Raw genomic sequence first — 17,449 nt, forward strand, 5'->3', positions numbered from 1 at the left:
GCAAGCCCCCACTTCAAGCGTTAGCTAAGTGGGGGTAGTTGACTCGCGCTAAACAGGCGGCGATCGTTTCCCCTTCCGCTACCGTAAACCGTTTTTTCTTCATCGCTTCCGGCGCATTTGTCAACCATCAGGCGCGCCTCCCTCCTTTCCCCTTTAGGTTGCCCAAAAAAGAAGCCGGATGTTTCATCCGGCCTAGCGCGTTTTCTGCACATATTTTCGGTACAGCCCATACAGCTCGGCTGCTTTGTATGTCTCAATTTTTTTCCGTCCGACCGGATGGCGGGCGATGCCTGCCTTTTTCAACTCGGCAACAAGCCATCCTTTCGAGCCAAAATGCGCCATGGCGCTCCCCCCCTCTTTTGTCATCCGCTTGTCTTTATGATGTATATGTGTGCAAAAAGGGAGCAAGAACATTGTTGTCCATATGGCATAAAACAAAAAAAGAAGCGGCTTCTGCGCCGCTTCCTTTGTTTACGCTGATGGCGATTTATGCTTTTTTCCCTTTAAGAAAAACGCCATCATTAACGCCAATACCGTCAAGCCGGTGGCGACGAAAAAGGCGTCGTTAATCCCTTCGACAGTCGATCTCTGCTGCACGAGCCCATACAGCAGCTGCACCACCGCTTCATCGCTCGGAATCGCCTGCTTCAGCTGGCCGACAAGGCTCATGAAAAACGGATTGTTTTCCGTCATCTCATTTCGGTACATGTCCGCATGGAATTTGGCCCGGTTGGACATGATCGTCACCAAGAACGCCGTCCCGAGCGAAGCCGCCACTTGACGAATCGTATTCGACATCGCCGTGCCGTGGCTGTACAAATGGCGCGGCAAGGCGTTCAACCCTTCCGTCATAATCGGCATTCCGAGCATCGACATGCCGAACATGCGGAAAATGTAAAGCCAAATCAACTGGCTGTATGGCGTATCCATCGTCAGCTTGCTGAATTCCCACGTCGTCACGGCGGTGATGATCAAGCCAACGATAGCGAGCATCCGCGCGCCGATGCGGTCAAACACCCAACCAGAGATCGGCGACATGACCGCCATCACAATCGCCCCCGGCAGCAACAGCAAACCGGCATCGAGCGGCGTAAAGCCGCGCAAGTTTTGCAAATACACCGGAAGCAAGACCATGGCGGCAAACATCGCCATGTTAATGACCGAACCGATGACGGTCGTCAACGTAAACACTGGGTAGCGGAACACACGGAAATTGAGCACCGGATGCTCCGAGCGCAGCGAACGCCATGTGAACATGATGAGGAACAAGGCGCCGATGACAAGCGAAACAACCACTTCCGTCTCGCCCCATCCTTTGCTTCCGGCCTCGCTGAAGCCATACAGAACGCCGCCAAACCCGATCATAGAGTAGACCGCCCCTTGCACGTCCAGCACTGGATTGCCTTTACGCGGCGTATGTTTCAGCCAGACGGAGGCGAGCACAATGTCTAAAATCGCGATCGGCAACACGACGTAAAACAACAGCCGCCATGTATAATGTTCAACGATCCAGCCAGACAGCGTCGGCCCGACCGCCGGCGCAAACATCATGGCGATTCCGACCGTTCCCATGGCCACCCCGCGGCGTTCCGGCGGGAAAATCGACAACATAATGACCATCATCAGCTGCATAATAATGCCGGCCCCGACCGCTTGTGTCAACCGCCCCGTGAGCATGACGGCAAACGACGGAGCGATCGAGCAGACAAACGCGCCGATGGCGAAAAACGACATGCCCGATAAAAACAACCGTTTCGCTGGAAACTTGGCGATTAAAAACGGGCTGATCGGGATAAGCACCCCGTTGACGAGCATATAGCCGGTCACGAGCCATTGAATCGTCGACGTTTCCACGTTGAAATCTTGCATCATATGCGGCAAGGCGACGTTGATCAACGTTTGATTCAAAATGGCGACAAACGCGCCCAGCATGACCGTCGCCACAACCTTGCCGCGGCTGCCGATATCCCCAAGGCCGCCTTGACCGGCCGGAGCGGCCGGACGCCCATCCGTTCCTGTCGACGGCTCTGCTTTCGTTTCCGCTAACGGTTGAGCGTTGGCTTCCGCCGCTTCATCCGCCGCCTTCCCTGCAGCTGAAGCCGGTTTGCGGCGGCGCAGCGCGATGTTGACCGCCGCCAAAACCAAAACGGCAAACACAATATAACCAATGACAAATGTTGTCATGTCCCATCACCTACTTATGGATGCGGACGGTGACGTTCATGCCCGGCACAAGTCCGGCTCCGCTGTAATTGTCAATGGAAATCGTCACCGGGATGACTTGGGTCACTTTCGTGTAGTTGCCGGTCGCATTGGAACTTGGCAACAGGCTGAACGTATTCGCTGTCGCGTTGCCGATTTTTTCGACTTTGCCGCTGAATTTGCGATCCGGATACGCATCGACATAAATATCGACGTCTTGCCCGATTTTCACGTCTTCAATATCGGTCTCTTCAATATTCGCCGTCACCCACAAATCGTTCAAATCAAACCCGCGGGCCAGCGGCGTCCCCGCGGCGACAAACGAGTCTTTGACCGCGTTTTGCTGCACGATGGTCATCCGATGAGGCACTGTCACCGGCACCGTCGTTTTGCCGTCAAACACCTCACCGATTTCTTCCCCGGCTGAGAACGTTTTTCCCGTGTCGCCCCGCCAGGATGTCAGTTTTCCGGACAACGGCGCAGCGACGGAGATGACCTGGCCGTCGATGCGGGCGTTGTCCGTTTTAATGTAGTTCGTTGCTTCATTCACATAGTAGTAGGCGGCAAAGCCTCCACCGACAAGCAAAATGAGCACAATGATGTTCAGCGCAACCAATCGTTTCACGTTCACCGTCTATTCCTCCCCGAGTAAAATCGCTTTAATTTTTTCATGAAGATGCAAAAACTGTTCAATCTCCTCTGGAGAGACGAGTTCTTGAATGCGGCCAAGCCGCCGGCGCAGCACCGACTGCTCGCCAAACGCTTCCGACACTGTCTCTTTTCCTTTTTCCGTCAAACTCAAAATGACCGCGCGCCGATCTTGCTTCGACGGCTCACGGACAACAAGGCCGGCGCCGACGAGCCGGTCAACCGTGCCGCTGACATTGCTGTTGCTTAAATTTAATTTTTCCGCCAAGTCATTCAGGCGAATATGCTCTTTTTTCAGCAGCGTATATAAGACGATCAGCTGCACCTCTGTCACCCCGACGCGGGCGGCGTCCTCGCGGATGAGGCGATAAAGCGCCTTTTGCGTCCGGAAGACGGCGTACATGATGTCCCGGCTGATCCCTTCCATTCATCCCCCCTCCTTGCCTCATCTTTCTTGTTGGAATAGTTTCAATACGAATTATTCATGCGCGAAATATGATTATAACATGAAAACAGGGAAAATCAACTATATTGTTTCATGTCTTTTAGAGAAAACATACGCAACGAAAAAGAGTCCAACCGGATGTTTTGCATCCAGTTGGACTCTTTTGCCAACTCCTCATTCGTGAATCCGCGCCGCTGTTGCCGTTGGCTGAATGCAGTTTCTCAACCACGCTCCACCAGGTGGGTGTTCGCAGAAGCGTTCCTGCCGTCCTCCATCACGAATATTGAGGCATGACATTCCCGCTTCAATGTAGAACTCCCTTTTGATTGCCATCGGTTGAAACTTCATTCTACAACGCACAACGCAGCAGCGGATTGGTGATTATTATGATACATGATCTGCCGTCCCTTGGCAAGAGGGACAGCCATCCATTTTTTCAAACTGGATACACCCCATGCTTCCGCTCAGAAAAGACCATATACTTGGACATATACGCGTCAAATCGGCGGATGAGCTCGTTGCGCAAATCGTTCGGCGCGACGATTCCGTCGACGACAAGCTCGGAGGCGAGACGGTAAATGTCGATGTCGCGCCGGTATTCCTCGCGTTTTTGTTCGACAAATGCCGCACGCTCTTCTGGCGGCAGCTCGGCAATTTTGTTGGCGTAGACGGCGTTGACGGCCGCTTCCGGCCCCATGACGGCGATTTGCGCGTTCGGAAGCGCGAGGCAGCAGTCCGGTTCAAACGCCGGGCCGGCCATGGCATACAACCCGGCGCCGTACGCTTTGCGGACGATGACCGAGATCTTCGGTACGGTGGCTTCCGACATGGCGGCGATCATTTTCGCCCCATGGCGGATGATGCCGGCCCGCTCGACCTTCGTGCCGATCATAAAGCCAGGGACGTCGGCCAAAAACAGAAGCGGGATATGGAACGCGTCGCAAAGCGTGATGAATTTCGCCGCTTTATCAGCCGAATCGTGGAACAAGACACCGCCTTTGACGCGCGGCTGGTTGGCGATGATGCCGATCGGCTGGCCGTTAAGGCGCGCCAGTCCCGTAATGATTTCTGGCGCAAACAGTTTTTTGATTTCACAAAACGATCCTTCGTCAATGATCCGCTCAATCAAATCATACATGTTGAACGGCGCATTTTGGTTTTCTGGCAAAATGTCCTCGATCGTTTTGTCAAACGATTTCGGCGGCTTCGCCTCGACCACCGGCGGTTTTTCGCCGTAATGGGACGGAAAATATGACAAATAACGGCGCGCATAGGCAATCGCTTCTTCTTCGGTTTTCACGAGCACGTCGCCGCAGCCGGAGACGGTGCAATGCATGCGAGCGCCGCCCATCTCTTCGAGCGTGACTTTTTCCCCAATCACCATTTCCGCCATGCGCGGCGAGCCCAAGTACATCGAGGCGTTGCCCTCGACCATGATGACGATGTCGCAAAACGCCGGAATATAAGCGCCGCCGGCTGCTGACGGGCCAAACAACAGGCACACTTGCGGCACTTTGCCGGACAGCTTCACCTCATTGTAAAAAATGCGCCCTGCCCCGCGCCGGCCGGGAAACATTTCGAGTTGGTCCGTAATGCGGGCGCCGGCCGAGTCCACCAAATAAATGATCGGGCAGCGCAGTTTTTCCGCTGTCTCTTGAATGCGGATGATTTTTTCGACCGTGCGCGCTCCCCATGAGCCGGCTTTGACCGTCGAATCGTTCGCCATCACGCAGACGGTGCGGCCGTTGATTTTGCCGATCCCGGTCACCACCCCGTCAGCCGGCAGGCCATCCGCCAAACAGTTGGCAAACAAGCCGTCTTCCACTTCCAAGCCATCGTCAAGCAGCAAATTCAGCCGCTCGCGGACAAACAATTTCCCTTGGGCCGCATTTTTTTCATGATATTTTGGCGCCCCGCCTTTCTTGATTTCCGCCGCTCTTTTCTCCAGCTCCGCTGCGAGCGTGTCTTGCTGATTGGCTGTTTCCTTCATCTCTTTGTTTCCCCTCCTTGTTTTGATGGATCTTGCTGTTCCATCCCGCTTGTTCGGCTGGAGCAAGGTTGGATGCCGTGTTTTATTTATCGCTGTGAAAAGGCCGATGCGGCGCAAGCGCTCCGTGCGGCTTCCTCCTTCCAAACCGCCCCCTCCTTGTCCAAGCGGGCTTACTCGCCTTTGTACACCGGCTTCCGCTTTTCTTTAAACGCCTGCAATCCTTCCAACCGGTCTTTCGTCGGAATGGTCGCCTCATAGGCGAGCTGCTCAATCGCGAGGCCCGTCTCCAAATCAACGTTGAATACGCTTTGGATCGCCCGTTTCGCCTGACGGACGGCTATCGGCGCACTGTCAGCGATTTGTTGCGCGAGACAAAGCGCACGCTCCATCAGCTCGGAGCGCGGCACCGCGTATTCGACAAGGCCGATTCGCTCGGCCTCTTTGGCGGTGATGCGCTTGGCGGCAAAAATCAATTCTTTCGCTTTTCCGATGCCGACAAGGCGCGGCAGCCGCTGCGTCCCCCCCGCTCCCGGAATGATGCCAAGCGACGTTTCCGTCAACCCAAGCTGAATATCGTCGGCAGCAAACCGAATGTCGCAAGCCAAGGCAAGCTCCAACCCGCCGCCAAACGCCGAGCCGTTTAAAACGGCGATGACCGGCTGCGGCACTTTCTCGACCTCGTTGATCGTTTTGCTGATTAAGGCAACGGTTTGCCGCACTTCCGTTTCATTCATCCCCGCCCGCTCTTTCAAATCAGCGCCGGCGCAAAACACCTTGTCTCCTGCCCCGGTCAACATGACAACGCGCACGTCTTTGCGAAATTTGATCTCCTGAAAGAGCGCGCCAAGCTCGAAAAGAAGCGCTCTTGAAAGCGCATTGGCCGCTTCCGGACGGTTTAATGTCACAATGGCGATGCCGTTTTCTTGTGTTTCAAACGATACAAGTGTGCTCACGTTTTCTCCCCCCTTATGATCAAACCGTTTGCAAATAGCGGCTCGGAAGCGGGCGGCCGATTTTGTCGCGGATAAACAAAGCCGCTTTCGTCAGCTGCTCGACATCGATGCCGGTTTCAATCCCCATGCCGTGAAGCATATATACTAAATCATCGGTGGCGACGTTTCCCGACGCTCCGGGAGCGTACGGACAGCCGCCGAGGCCGCCGAGCGAGCTGTCAAACGTCGTAATCCCCATTTCCATTGACACTAAAATATTGGCCAGCGCCGTCCCTCTCGTGTCATGGAAATGCATCGCGATCCGATCAGCCGGAAAACGGCGGAGCACGATTGTGAGCACCTCTTCGACTTGCTTGGGCGTCGCGACGCCAATCGTATCGCCAAGCGACAGTTCGTCAACCCCCATCGCCAACAACCGGTCCGCCACCATCAGCACTTGATCGACGGCGACAGGCCCTTCATACGGGCAGCCAAAAACGGTGGAAACGTAGCCGCGCACCGTTTTTCCTGCTTGTTTTGCCGTTTTCACGACCGCTTCAAGCACCGGAAATGTGGCGGCGATGGTTTTGTTAATATTTTTTTGGTTGTGCGTTTCGCTCGCTGACATGAAGACGCCCACTTCATCGACCCCGGCGCCAAGCGCCCGCTCAAGCCCCTTTTCGTTGGGGACGAGCGCCGCATACGTGACGCCGGCTTTTCGGCGAATGCCCGCTGCCACTTCAACGGCGTCCGCAAGCTGCGGAATCCATTTCGGATGGACGAAGGAAGTCACCTCAATGTACGACAGCCCCGTTTCTGACAATAGGTTGATCCAAGCGATTTTATCGGCGGTCGCGATCGGCGTTGCTTCGTTTTGCAGGCCGTCGCGCGGGCCGACTTCTTTGATCGTCACCTTCGCCGGCCATCGGCTCATGCTCTGCTCCCCCTTTTTACTCAATCTCGACAAGCACGTCGCCTTCGTTCACGAAATCTCCTTCCTGCACGTGGATGTGCTTCACGACGCCAGACGTTTCCGCGGCAATCGGAATCTCCATTTTCATCGATTCCAAAATGACGACATCTTGCCCTTCTTCCACACGGTCACCGACGGCGACGACAATTTTCCATACACTTCCTGCCATCGTTGCGGTTATTTGATTCATCATTTCTTCCCCCATTCATTTCTGCTTCATTTCGTTTTTATTGGTTTCCAATGTTTCGAAAGGAAATCGGTCGTCGTATCCCCCGCTTGAAACGCCGGATGGGACAACACGGCCTCAAGCAGCGGAATGTTCGTTTTAATCCCTTCAACGCGATAGTCTCGAAGCGCTTCGAGCAAGCGTTCAATCGCCGTTTGCCGATCCGGCCCTTTGGCGATCAATTTCGCGATCATCGGATCATAAAATGGCGTGACCGTGATGCCGCTTTGAACCGCCGTTTCATGACGAATCCATTCGCCTTGTGGGGCGGAAAACACCGTAATGCGGCCGGGCGACGGGTAAAACGTGTTCGGATCTTCGGCATAAATGCGCACTTCAATGGCGTGACCGTCGCGGCGAATCTCTTCTTGTTTATAGCGGAGCGGCTCGCCCGCGGCGATGCGCAGCTGCTCTTCGACGATGTCGATGCCGGTGATTTCTTCTGTCACCGGGTGCTCGACTTGCAGCCGAGTGTTCATCTCAAGAAAATAAAAATTTTTCTGTTCATCGACGAGAAATTCAATGGTACCGGCATTTGCATAACCGATGTAACGCGCAGCCCGCACCGCCGCCTCCCCCATCTTCCGCCGCGTCTCTTCATCCAAAAACGGCGACGGCGCCTCTTCGACCACTTTTTGGTGGCGGCGTTGGATCGAACATTCACGCTCCCATAAGTAAACACAGTTGCCATTTTGGTCGGCAAGAAGCTGAATTTCAATATGGCGCGGGCGTTCAATATATTTTTCAATGTACATCGTCCCGTCGCCGAAAAACGAAGCGGCCCGTTTTTGGCTCCCTTCAAACGCTTGGCGCAGCTCAGCTTCATCGCGAGCGATATGCATGCCGATGCCGCCGCCGCCGGCTGACGCCTTCAGCATGACTGGATACCCAATCGAAGCCGCCGCTTTGGCCGCTTCATCGGCGCTATCAAGCGCAAAGGAGACGCCTGGGACGATCGGCACGCCGGCTTGTTCCATCGTCCGCCGCGCTTCGATTTTGCTGCCCATCGCCGCGATGACGTCCGCCTTCGGACCGATGAAGACGATTCCTTCTTCCTCGCAGCGGCGGGCAAACGCTGGATTTTCCGACAACAGCCCGTAGCCGGGATGGATCGCCTCCGCTTTCGCCGTTTTGGCAACCTCTATGATTTTTTCGATATTTAAATAGCTTTCCGCGACGCGCGGCTTGCCGATCAAATACGCCTCATCCGCGAGCGAGACGTGGAGCGAATCCGCATCCGCTTCGGAATAGACGGCGACGGTCCGGATGCCGAGCTTTTGGCACGTGCGGATGATGCGGACGGCGATTTCGCCGCGGTTGGCAATCAACACTTTCGAAAACATCGTCTCACCCTTTCTTAAAAGTACAGGTGCCGGCGCCGGACGGTTCGTCCGCCCGGCGCGGCGGTTTAGGCTTAGGTTGTTAAGCCGAGGCGCTGTTTCGCCATTTCCCGCAATTTGAATTTCTGAATTTTCCCAGATGCCGTCATCGGGTACGAGTCGGTAAATTCGATATAACGCGGGATTTTATGCCGGGAAATGTTGCCGCGGCAAAACTCGCGAATCTCCTCAGCGGTCGCCGTTTCGCCGTCTTTTAAGATGATCCACGCCATCACTTCTTCACCGTATACCTCATCCGGCACGCCGACGACTTGAACGTCCAAAATTTTCGGATGTTTGTACAAAAACTCTTCGATTTCGCGCGGATAAATGTTCTCCCCGCCGCGGATGATCATATCTTTCAGCCGGCCGGTGATGCGGCAGTAACCGTTTTCATCCATCGTCGCCAAATCGCCGGTATGCAGCCAGCCGTCTTGGTCGATCGCTTCATTTGTCGCTTCCGGGTTGTTGTAATACCCTTTCATGACATGATAGCCGCGCGTGCACAGCTCCCCTTGCACACCCCGCGGCACTTCCTTGTTCGTGCCCGGCTCAACGATTTTCACTTCCACGCCCGGCAAGGCACGGCCAACCGTTTCGACACGCAGCTCAAGCGGATCGTCGGTGCGCGTTTGCGTGATGACTGGGGACGCTTCCGTCTGCCCGTAGGCGATCGTAATGTCTTTCATCCCCATTTTCTCGATGACCGCCTTCATCACTTCGACCGGGCAAGGAGAACCGGCCATAATGCCCGTGCGCAGCGACGACAAATCGTATTTGGCAAAATCCGGGTCGTTGAGCTCGGCGATGAACATCGTCGGCACGCCGTGAAGCGCCGTGCACCGCTCCGCTTCCACCGTCTCGAGAACCCGCTTCGGATGGAACTCCACAACCGGCACCATCGTCGCCCCGACCGTCACGCATGCAAGCGTGCTCATGACGCAGCCGAAGCAATGGAAAAACGGCACCGGAATGCACAATCGATCGCCTTCGCCAAGTCCCATGCATTGCGCCACTTGGTGGGCGTTGTTGACGATGTTGTAATGCGTCAACATCACCCCTTTCGGGAATCCAGTCGTCCCGGACGTGTATTGCATGTTGATCACATCGTGCGGGTCGAGGCTCTCCATCCGTTCATCGAGTTCTTCTTCCGATACGTCGTGCGCCATCGCCAAGATGTCGTTCCATGTAAACATGCCCGGGTGCCGTTTGTCGCCAAGAAAGATCACGTTTTTCAACTTCGGCAGCCGTTTCGATTGCAGCTGTCCGGGCGCCGATGTGCGCAGCTCGGGAACGATTTCATATAAAATATCGATATACGACGAGTCGCGATATTGCTCAATCAAAAAGAGCGTCGTCGAGTCGGACTGCCGAAGCAAATACTCAAGCTCCGCCGCGCGGTAGTTCGTATTGACCGTCACGAGGACAGCTCCCATTTTGCCGGTCGCAAACTGGCAGGCGATCCATTCCGGGACGTTCGTCGCCCAAATGGCGACATGCTCCCCTTTTTTGATGCCAAGCCGCATCAACCCGCGCGCAACGAGGCGGCAATAGTCGTTAAACTGCCGATACGTCAGACGCAAGCCGCGGTCGGCATACACGACCGCCTCGCGATCCGCATATTGCCTGGCTCGCTCTTCCAACAATTTCCCCACAGTCACCGTCAACATCGGCCGTTTCCTCCCCTTTGTCCGAATTCATTGTTATGGATATGCAGGCATTTCCGCTTTTAGCATCCCAGTTGGCGGGCGATGACGAGCCGTTGGATTTCTGATGTGCCTTCGCCGATTTCCATGAGCTTGACGTCGCGCAAGTGGCGTTCGACTCCGTACTCTTTCATATAGCCGTAGCCGCCATGGATTTGGATCGCCTGGTTGCAGACGCGAAACCCCATTTCCGAGGCGAACAGCTTGGCGAACGATGCTTCTTTTGTAAACGGTTTCCCTTGATCCTTCAGCCAGGCTGCTTTGTACACCATGTTGCGGGCAAGCTCAATTTCCATCGCCATATCAGCCAGTTTAAATTGAATGGCTTGAAACTTGGAAATCGACTGACCGAACTGGACGCGCTCTTTTGCGTATTGAAGCGCTTTCTCAAACGCCGCTTGCGCAATGCCGACCGCCAGCGCGGCGATCGAGATGCGCCCGCCATCAAGCGTGTACAAAAACTGTTTAAACCCTTTTTGCGGGTCGCCTAAGACGTTTTCTTTCGGCACGCGGACGTTCTCAAAGACAAGCTCGCACGTATTGGACGCGCGCACGCCCATTTTGTCGTAATTCGAACGAATCGTAAATCCTGGGGAGTCCGTTGGCACGATGAGAGCGGTGATGATGTTTTTGCCGCGCGCATCTTTGCCCGTCACAGCTGTGACAATGACTTGCCGCGCGTATTGGGCGTTTGTGATCCAACATTTTTCGCCGTTGATGACATACTCATCGCCGTCCAGCACCGCGGTCGTGCGCGTGCCGCCGGCGTCCGATCCGGCGTTCGGCTCCGTGAGCCCAAAAGCGCCAAGCGTCTCGCCTTTCGCCATCGGCACAAGCCATTTTTGCTTCTGTTCTTCCGTCCCGAAGTAGTAAATCGGGCTCGCTCCGAGCGACACAGCGGCCGCATAGCTCAACCCGGTGCCGCCGCAGGCGCGGCCGATTTCCTCAACGGCGATGGCGTACGAAATCGTATCGCCCCCAGCGCCGCCGTACTCTTCCGGAAACGGCAGGCCCAACAACCCCAACTCGCCCATTTTGAGAAAGACATCGAGCGGAAAATGCGCTTCTTCATCCCATTTCGCCGCGTATGGGGCAATTTCCTTCTCAGCAAAGTCGCGAACCATTTCTTTAATCATTTGTTGTTCTTTCGTCAATGAAAAATCCATGTTCTCCCTCTCCCCCATAGAAAATGTTCTATCATTTGAACCGACTAGTCGGTTTCAGTAAGGAAACGAGTGTAAACGGTTTTGATTTTTTGAAGCGTTTCCGAAACCGACTAGTTGGTCTGTATACGATCAACAACTTATTCGGCGGCCGGCCGCAACAAAAACCGCGCCGCCGCTGGGTTTTCTGGTGTGCGGAGCACCGCATGCAAAATGAAATCGGCAAAATATGCCGCGATTTCCTCAATGGACAGCGGACCATCCGGATTGTACCATTTGTATGTCCAATTGACCATGCCGATAATGGACATGCCAGTAATCTCCACCGACAGCTCCGGACGAAATTCCCCGGCTTCAATCCCCTCACGAATGACCCGAAAAATGATTTGCTTGAACTCTTCTCGCTTTTCATTGATCGGTTCAGCGTATTCCGGTTTTAAGTACGTGCTTTCCTGGTAAAACACGGTGATGTGTGGTTTATACAAATGAAACACTTTGACAAACGACTGCACGATGGCGTACAAGCGCTCGGTCGGCGTAGGAAAGCCCTCATACGCCTCCTGCGCTTTTGTCAGCGCATACGTGATAAAGACATCATGGATATGGTACAAGAGCTCGTCTTTTGATTTAAAATTATGGTAAAAACCGCCTTTGGATGTGTCGCTTTCGGCAACGATGCGGTCGACCGTCACGCCGTGGTAGCCGTATTTCTCAAACAAATGAAGAGCGGTGTCGATAATGCGGTCTCTGAGCGGTTTGTCAGCCATAGAAAATCCCCTTTGCCATTTATAATACACTATTTTCTGAAAAAGTGAAATATTTTTTGTTTTGCCTTTACCATACCCGAACTGCACCATGATTGTCAACCATTGCTTCTCATGACCAACACGGTCGTACAGGGTCTGCTGATACATAATGGCCGCCATGTTTTCAAATGATAAAGATGGAGGTGGCTTCGATTGGAACCGATGCTATGCCCAAACTGCAAAACGAACCGGACGCGGTTTCATCTCATTGAGCAGCACCCGCGTGCGGTCAAGCTCGATCCGCACACCGGCGACATCGAGCACGAATACACAAACGAAGCGCTCGAACCGTTCCATCTCCCATACCGCGGCCCGAGCTACCGCGTCCAATGCGGCGTCTGCGGGCTGATCGAAGATGCGGACATGTTCATTCAGCGCGCTAAATCGTCTCCATTGAGGTGATTCGATATGGCGAACAAAAAACAAACACCTTCTTCCATCGCTGACCAAAAACAGCTCGTCAACGACAAGGCAAAAGCGATGCGGGAGCACGGCGGCGAGCACATTCGCCGCGGCACGCCCAACGGCGCAGACGGACAATAACCGCCAGCCTGCTTTTGTACACAAGCAAGCTGGCGGGACTTCCGCCCTTCTAACGGTACATCGCCCACAATCCGATATCGCGAAAACCAAGGCGATGGTAAATGCGGCCGGCGTCTGGATTGTCATAAAACAAGCACGGCATCTTCCCTTCAGCGAGCAAATCGCAAACGAGCTTCGCCACGATGGTGCTGGCATACCCTTTCCCTCGATGCTCCTGATCCGTGCAGACGCCGACGATCATCGCCGACAATGAGTTTTCCGCTGATGTCGATGCCGCGGCCACCATTCGGCCGTCTTGTTCAATGTAGTACGTTCTAGCTGAATTGGTTTCCATCCCTTTCACCAGCATATCGCGGGACGACGGCCTCGTTTCAAATTCGGCAATGCGGCGCCGCAAGTCGAGAATCCGGTCGACATCGGCCAATTCGGCTTTTTTGACGGCGAACGCCCCCATTTCTTGACGGGCGTATTCATCCGTCCGACACTCGCAAAAGTAAAGCGTTCGCTTCTCCCCAAGCGGCAGCCGCTCTTCGAACTGCCTGGCAATGTCCGCCTTGCCGGACAGCTGGATGGACGATGATGGGGCTGTCTCGCGGATGAGACGAGCAAAGCCATCGGCATCAAAATCGCCAGGCGCGTACGGAATGTAGGAATCGTAATAACGGAGCAGCACCGCCTTCAGCGAGCCGGCATCGTCAAACTGCCCCCAAACGTCTTGGAAATCGGCGTCATAGCCAAACGACTCAATATCGCCGATGATAAATAAATTGAACGACGGATCTTGCCGCAAAAACGAAAATACTTGTTGATCGTCTTCGGCCGTTAACCGGCGAATCATAGAATTCCCCCGCTTTTCGAATGATATTTTTTCCATTATACTATGAATCATCCCTGTTGCCAATGGCATTTGTGGCGTCAAACCGAGAGGACTGCCGATGCCCCTAAGTCTGCATCGGCCAACTGCAAAGAAAGGAGGAAGCCCGCTCTCAAAAAAGCGAGGCGACGATGCCGATGAAGTTTATTGACGATCTGTACGAATACTATAAAGATCGACTGACCGGGGATGAAGAAGATGCCGAAGCGGTGGCGATGTCGATTTTAGATGAACTTAGCCGCCGCGATGTGCTCAAGCTGATTGGTGAGATGACTGATGAAGAGCTGCTCGGCATGTTCGGCTTGTATGTCTTGGAAAGCTTGAAAGCGAAAATGGCTCGCGAAGGCCTCGGTGCAACGCGGCCGCAAGATGCGCCGCGCGTGCATTGACAAAACAAAACAGCTGTCCTCCATGTCATAAGGAACAGCTGCTATGTTGGGCAAATGATGGTTTCGTATTCATCCTATTTCGCGCAGGAGACTCCCACTTCAACGACCAAANNGCAAGCCCCCACTTCAAGCGTTCGCGAAGTGGGGGTAGTTGACTTGGCAGCCCTGTGAACATGATTTCGAAGACGGCTTTTCCACTGTTTGCTTAACAGACAGTGGCGAAACACAAACCGTTTTCCCATCGCGCGCTCATCGGTAAAACTGTACATCATAGCCTTCTTTCAACAACACTTGGTAAATTTGCTGAATGTGGTCTTCGTTTTTTGTCTCGAGCGAAAAGTGAATTTCCGCCTGACCTGGCAGCACTTTGGCGCCGATGCGCTGATGGTGAATCGACATCACGTTTGCCTCAAGCTCCGCAATAATGCGCAGCAGCTTGTTCAACTGGCCCGGCTTGTCGGAGATGACCGTTGTAAACGTCACAAACCGGCCCGCTTCGACAAGCCCCCGCTCAATGATGCGGGAAATGAGCGTCACATCGACGTTGCCGCCGCTTAAAATGGCGGCGACTTTTTTGCCGCGAAACGGCAGCTTTTGATACAACAATGCCGCCAACGGACAAGCTGCCGCCCCTTCGATTAACAGCTTGTTCCGCTCGAGCACATACAGCATCGTCCGTGAAATTTCCGCCTCTTCCACGCACACAACGCCATCGACGTATTGCTCAATGTATTGGTACGTAATATTGCCCGGCTTTTTCACGGCAATCCCATCGGCGATCGTATTCGATGCGGCAATGGAGACGGGCTGTTTATGGCGTATGGCCGCCGTCATGCCGGGGCAAGCCGATGACTCAACGCCGTACACTTCAACCGATGGCTTCAGCTGTTTTAACGTAAACGCCACCCCCGCAAGCAACCCGCCGCCGCCGACCGGACAAAGAACGCCATCGACGTCGGGAAGCTGCTCGATCAGCTCTAAGCCGATCGTCCCTTGGCCGGCCATCACCGCCAAGTCGTCAAACGGATGAACAAATGTCATCCCCCGTTCACGTTGCAACTCTAATGCATATTCCAAAGACTCGTCAAACACATCGCCGTACAGCACGACTTCCGCCCCGTAGCTTTTCGTCGCTTCAATTTTGCTGAGCGGCGCCCCTTTCGGCATGACAATCGTGCAAGGAATGCCGAGCATGCCGCTTGCGTAGGCGACCCCTTGGGCGTGGTTGCCGGCCGAGGCGGCGATGACGCCGCGCGCCCTTTCTTCTTCCGTGAGCGACATAATTTTATTGAATGAGCCTCTCACCTTAAACGAACCTGTTTTTTGCAAATTTTCCAGTTTCATATACACGTCATTGCCGGACAGCCGGCTGAACGTCTGCGAATGCTCAAGCGGCGTTTGGTGGACGATGCCTTTCATTTTCGCTCGCGCTTGTTCAATGTCTGTTAACGTCAACATCATCAAACCACCCTTTCCGATCGGGCGACCGGTTCTTGTTCACCCCGCTTTATTATATACAAAACATTTCATCACCGACAAATGTTGCTTTTCTTTAGTTGGTTTTGGATTATTTTTAGCATATAGTTTTGTTGCATAAAATCATGTTCAACAAACATCGCTGCAACCCGCTTCCTTTGTCAAACCGTTTGAACGTTGGACTTGTCCCAAAACATCAGAGTGTTTCTAGGGGAAGAGCTGTCTACGGTCTGTTCTTTTTCTTTTGTGAATATTGTTTATTTAGAACATTGTTCTATAGATTTGGCCAATTGCCAACGGGAAAAAGCGGCCAAAAAGATCGGCGATAGGCAAACGCGAGGGAATTTGCTAATATGAAAGAAAAGCATTCGGAAGACGAAAGGATGAAACGGTTGTGACGAAAAAGTTGTACTATACGGCGCCGGATGTTGACGTGTGGACGACAACGGTGACAAGCGTCCGCCAAGACGGCGAAACATACATTGTCACCTTGGCGGAAACAGCGTTTTACCCGGAAGGCGGTGGCCAACCGTCTGACGCCGGCACGATCGCCGGCTTGCCGGTGCTCGATGTGTTTGACGAAAACGGGGAAGTGTATCACCGCCTTCCTGCCCACCCGGGAATGGGCGCCGTTTCATGCGTCCTTGATAGGAAACGGCGCCGCGATCATACACAACAGCATAGCGGCCAACATTTATTATCCGCTGTACTCGTTGAACAGCTCGGCGCCGAAACAGTCGGTTTTCACCTTGGGCGCGAGGTCGTCACAATCGACATCACGGCGGGTGCGCTGACGGAAGCAGACATGCTGGCAGTGGAAAACCGGGCCAACGAACTCATTTACGCGAATCTCCCGGTCGAGACGTATTGGGTGACGCCGGAAGAAGCAGAACGGATGCCGTTTCGCAAGCGTCCCGATGTCCAAGGTTCTGTCCGTGTTGTCGAGATGAAAGGGATCGATTTGTCGGCGTGCTGCGGCACCCATGTGAAACGCACGGGCGAAATCGGCGTGATCAAATTGCTGAAAGCAGAGCGCCATCGCGGCATGACGCGTCTTTCCTTTCTTTGCGGCGGCCGGGCGCTTGCCGACTACCAGCAAACCCACCGCGTCGTGCAGGCGGCAGCAGGTCGGTTCGGGACAAGCCGCGATCAGCTGCTCGACGTGATCGCAAAATGGGAACAAGAGAAAAAAGAATGGGAAAAACGGCTGCGCCAATACGAGGCAATCGTCTTTGCCGTCGAAGCCGAACGGGCCGCCGCCGAATCAGGACGTGCAGTGATTGGCCGTTACGACCAATATGGGGCAAAAGAACTGCAAATGATCGCCCGTCTGATCGCCGACCGTTATGGCAAAACCGCGCTTCTCGCCTCCACCTCCGATTGGCGCGCCGTGATCGCCAAAGCACCGTCTTCCTTGCTCCATGCAGGGAACTGGCTGAAAGAACAAGCCGCCCTGTTTGGCGGCAAAGGGGGCGGCAACGAGCGGCAGGGGCAAGCTGCTTTTCCGTCCCTTGAGGCGCTTAGCCAGTTCCTTTCCCGCGTGGAAACGGCAGGCATCGATTGACGGCTCCTGCCCGCACCGCCCGGTTGCTTCGATTCGTTTCGTCCTCCCGTCGGATCGATGCGATGTCCGCCATAGCCGACGGAGGGCGGTTTTTGTAAAATGAAAAACGAAATGTGCAGCTAAGGAGTTTGAA

At 54.3% G+C, this 17,449-nt stretch carries 18 protein-coding genes and 1 other RNA gene; 4 read left to right on the plus strand and 15 right to left on the minus strand.

Annotated elements, in window-relative coordinates:
- Positions 1-192 precede the first annotated feature (192 nt).
- The 13 genes from ETR37_RS02985 to ETR37_RS03045 all read right to left on the minus strand — a co-directional run bounded on the left by ETR37_RS02985 (position 193) and on the right by ETR37_RS03045 (position 12,431).
- The gene (locus ETR37_RS02985; protein ID WP_079936670.1) at positions 193-342 is read right to left on the minus strand and encodes a DUF2639 domain-containing protein; all 150 of its coding nucleotides are present in this window, start codon (positions 340-342) and stop codon (positions 193-195) included.
- 129 nt (positions 343-471) lie between these two features.
- Positions 472-2,184, minus strand: a complete 1,713-nt coding sequence (locus ETR37_RS02990) for a DHA2 family efflux MFS transporter permease subunit (protein WP_129446898.1) — start codon at positions 2,182-2,184, stop codon at positions 472-474.
- A 10-nt stretch (positions 2,185-2,194) separates the two neighbouring features.
- Positions 2,195-2,833 (minus strand): HlyD family secretion protein, encoded by a 639-nt coding sequence (locus ETR37_RS02995; RefSeq protein ID WP_129446899.1) that lies wholly within the window; start codon positions 2,831-2,833, stop codon positions 2,195-2,197.
- 3 nt (positions 2,834-2,836) lie between these two features.
- A complete protein-coding gene (locus ETR37_RS03000) occupies positions 2,837-3,277 on the minus strand; it encodes a MarR family winged helix-turn-helix transcriptional regulator (protein ID WP_011231100.1) in 441 nt (146 codons plus the stop codon).
- Positions 3,278-3,479: 202 nt separating this feature from the next.
- Positions 3,480-3,669, minus strand: a non-coding RNA gene (gene ssrS / locus ETR37_RS03005) — 6S RNA.
- Between the two features lie 62 nt (positions 3,670-3,731).
- Positions 3,732-5,285: an acyl-CoA carboxylase subunit beta gene (locus ETR37_RS03010; protein WP_129446900.1), complete on the minus strand. Its 1,554-nt coding sequence runs from the start codon at positions 5,283-5,285 to the stop codon at positions 3,732-3,734.
- A gap of 170 nt (positions 5,286-5,455) precedes the next feature.
- The gene (locus tag ETR37_RS03015; RefSeq protein WP_129446901.1) at positions 5,456-6,238 is read right to left on the minus strand and encodes an enoyl-CoA hydratase; all 783 of its coding nucleotides are present in this window, start codon (positions 6,236-6,238) and stop codon (positions 5,456-5,458) included.
- Between the two features lie 19 nt (positions 6,239-6,257).
- Positions 6,258-7,151, minus strand: coding sequence for a hydroxymethylglutaryl-CoA lyase (locus ETR37_RS03020; protein ID WP_015374747.1), 894 nt, complete (start codon positions 7,149-7,151; stop codon positions 6,258-6,260).
- Between the two features lie 16 nt (positions 7,152-7,167).
- Positions 7,168-7,380 (minus strand): acetyl-CoA carboxylase biotin carboxyl carrier protein subunit, encoded by a 213-nt coding sequence (locus tag ETR37_RS03025; protein ID WP_011231095.1) that lies wholly within the window; start codon positions 7,378-7,380, stop codon positions 7,168-7,170.
- Positions 7,381-7,406: 26 nt separating this feature from the next.
- Positions 7,407-8,759: an acetyl-CoA carboxylase biotin carboxylase subunit gene (gene accC, locus ETR37_RS03030; RefSeq protein WP_119877452.1), complete on the minus strand. Its 1,353-nt coding sequence runs from the start codon at positions 8,757-8,759 to the stop codon at positions 7,407-7,409.
- Between the two features lie 71 nt (positions 8,760-8,830).
- On the minus strand, positions 8,831-10,465 hold the full coding sequence (locus ETR37_RS03035) for an AMP-binding protein (RefSeq protein ID WP_081212648.1): 1,635 nt from the start codon (positions 10,463-10,465) through the stop codon (positions 8,831-8,833).
- Positions 10,466-10,524: 59 nt separating this feature from the next.
- Positions 10,525-11,667, minus strand: coding sequence for an acyl-CoA dehydrogenase (locus ETR37_RS03040; protein WP_033005908.1), 1,143 nt, complete (start codon positions 11,665-11,667; stop codon positions 10,525-10,527).
- A 137-nt stretch (positions 11,668-11,804) separates the two neighbouring features.
- Positions 11,805-12,431 (minus strand): TetR/AcrR family transcriptional regulator, encoded by a 627-nt coding sequence (locus ETR37_RS03045; RefSeq protein WP_013145419.1) that lies wholly within the window; start codon positions 12,429-12,431, stop codon positions 11,805-11,807.
- A gap of 192 nt (positions 12,432-12,623) precedes the next feature.
- On the opposite strand from ETR37_RS03045, the gene ETR37_RS03050 reads away from it, so the two are divergent.
- Together ETR37_RS03050 and ETR37_RS19990 are read left to right on the plus strand one after the other, a co-directional pair.
- Complete coding sequence (locus ETR37_RS03050; protein ID WP_013145420.1) at positions 12,624-12,872, plus strand: hypothetical protein; 249 nt, start codon at positions 12,624-12,626, stop codon at positions 12,870-12,872.
- Positions 12,873-12,878: 6 nt separating this feature from the next.
- Complete coding sequence (locus tag ETR37_RS19990) at positions 12,879-13,013, plus strand: hypothetical protein (RefSeq protein ID WP_020755515.1); 135 nt, start codon at positions 12,879-12,881, stop codon at positions 13,011-13,013.
- 49 nt (positions 13,014-13,062) lie between these two features.
- Here the strand turns inward: ETR37_RS19990 and ETR37_RS03055 are convergent, their stop codons facing one another.
- Positions 13,063-13,851 (minus strand): GNAT family N-acetyltransferase, encoded by a 789-nt coding sequence (locus tag ETR37_RS03055; RefSeq protein ID WP_033005911.1) that lies wholly within the window; start codon positions 13,849-13,851, stop codon positions 13,063-13,065.
- Between the two features lie 167 nt (positions 13,852-14,018).
- On the opposite strand from ETR37_RS03055, the gene ETR37_RS03060 reads away from it, so the two are divergent.
- Entirely contained in the window at positions 14,019-14,276 is a 258-nt protein-coding gene (locus tag ETR37_RS03060; RefSeq protein WP_020755517.1) for a DUF6154 family protein, read from the plus strand.
- 249 nt (positions 14,277-14,525) lie between these two features.
- On the opposite strand, the gene ilvA is transcribed toward ETR37_RS03060, so the two are convergent.
- Positions 14,526-15,734, minus strand: coding sequence for a threonine ammonia-lyase (gene ilvA, locus ETR37_RS03065; protein WP_033006938.1), 1,209 nt, complete (start codon positions 15,732-15,734; stop codon positions 14,526-14,528).
- 412 nt (positions 15,735-16,146) lie between these two features.
- Here ilvA and ETR37_RS03070 point away from each other — a divergent pair, with 412 nt between their 5' ends.
- On the plus strand, positions 16,147-17,316 hold the full coding sequence (locus ETR37_RS03070) for an alanyl-tRNA editing protein (protein ID WP_020756909.1): 1,170 nt from the start codon (positions 16,147-16,149) through the stop codon (positions 17,314-17,316).
- The last annotated feature ends 133 nt before the right edge of the window (positions 17,317-17,449 follow it).

The organism is Geobacillus sp. PK12 (genome assembly GCF_004123125.1).
Classification (GTDB): Bacteria; Bacillota; Bacilli; order Bacillales; family Anoxybacillaceae; genus Geobacillus; species Geobacillus zalihae.

Coding starts and splice junctions, on each gene's coding strand:
- ETR37_RS02985 (WP_079936670.1), bottom strand. CDS start 342: ATGGCGCATTTTGGCTCGAAAGGATGGCTTGTTGCCGAGTTGAAAAAG.
- ETR37_RS02990 (WP_129446898.1), bottom strand. CDS start 2,184: ATGACAACATTTGTCATTGGTTATATTGTGTTTGCCGTTTTGGTTTTG.
- ETR37_RS03000 (WP_011231100.1), bottom strand. CDS start 3,277: ATGGAAGGGATCAGCCGGGACATCATGTACGCCGTCTTCCGGACGCAA.
- ETR37_RS03010 (WP_129446900.1), bottom strand. CDS start 5,285: ATGAAGGAAACAGCCAATCAGCAAGACACGCTCGCAGCGGAGCTGGAG.
- ETR37_RS03020 (WP_015374747.1), bottom strand. CDS start 7,151: ATGAGCCGATGGCCGGCGAAGGTGACGATCAAAGAAGTCGGCCCGCGC.
- ETR37_RS03025 (WP_011231095.1), bottom strand. CDS start 7,380: ATGAATCAAATAACCGCAACGATGGCAGGAAGTGTATGGAAAATTGTC.
- accC (WP_119877452.1), bottom strand. CDS start 8,759: ATGTTTTCGAAAGTGTTGATTGCCAACCGCGGCGAAATCGCCGTCCGC.
- ETR37_RS03035 (WP_081212648.1), bottom strand. CDS start 10,465: ATGTTGACGGTGACTGTGGGGAAATTGTTGGAAGAGCGAGCCAGGCAA.
- ETR37_RS03040 (WP_033005908.1), bottom strand. CDS start 11,667: ATGGATTTTTCATTGACGAAAGAACAACAAATGATTAAAGAAATGGTT.
- ETR37_RS03045 (WP_013145419.1), bottom strand. CDS start 12,431: ATGGCTGACAAACCGCTCAGAGACCGCATTATCGACACCGCTCTTCAT.
- ETR37_RS19990 (WP_020755515.1), top strand. CDS start 12,879: ATGGCGAACAAAAAACAAACACCTTCTTCCATCGCTGACCAAAAACAG.
- ETR37_RS03055 (WP_033005911.1), bottom strand. CDS start 13,851: ATGATTCGCCGGTTAACGGCCGAAGACGATCAACAAGTATTTTCGTTT.
- ETR37_RS03060 (WP_020755517.1), top strand. CDS start 14,019: ATGCCGATGAAGTTTATTGACGATCTGTACGAATACTATAAAGATCGA.
- ilvA (WP_033006938.1), bottom strand. CDS start 15,734: ATGTTGACGTTAACAGACATTGAACAAGCGCGAGCGAAAATGAAAGGC.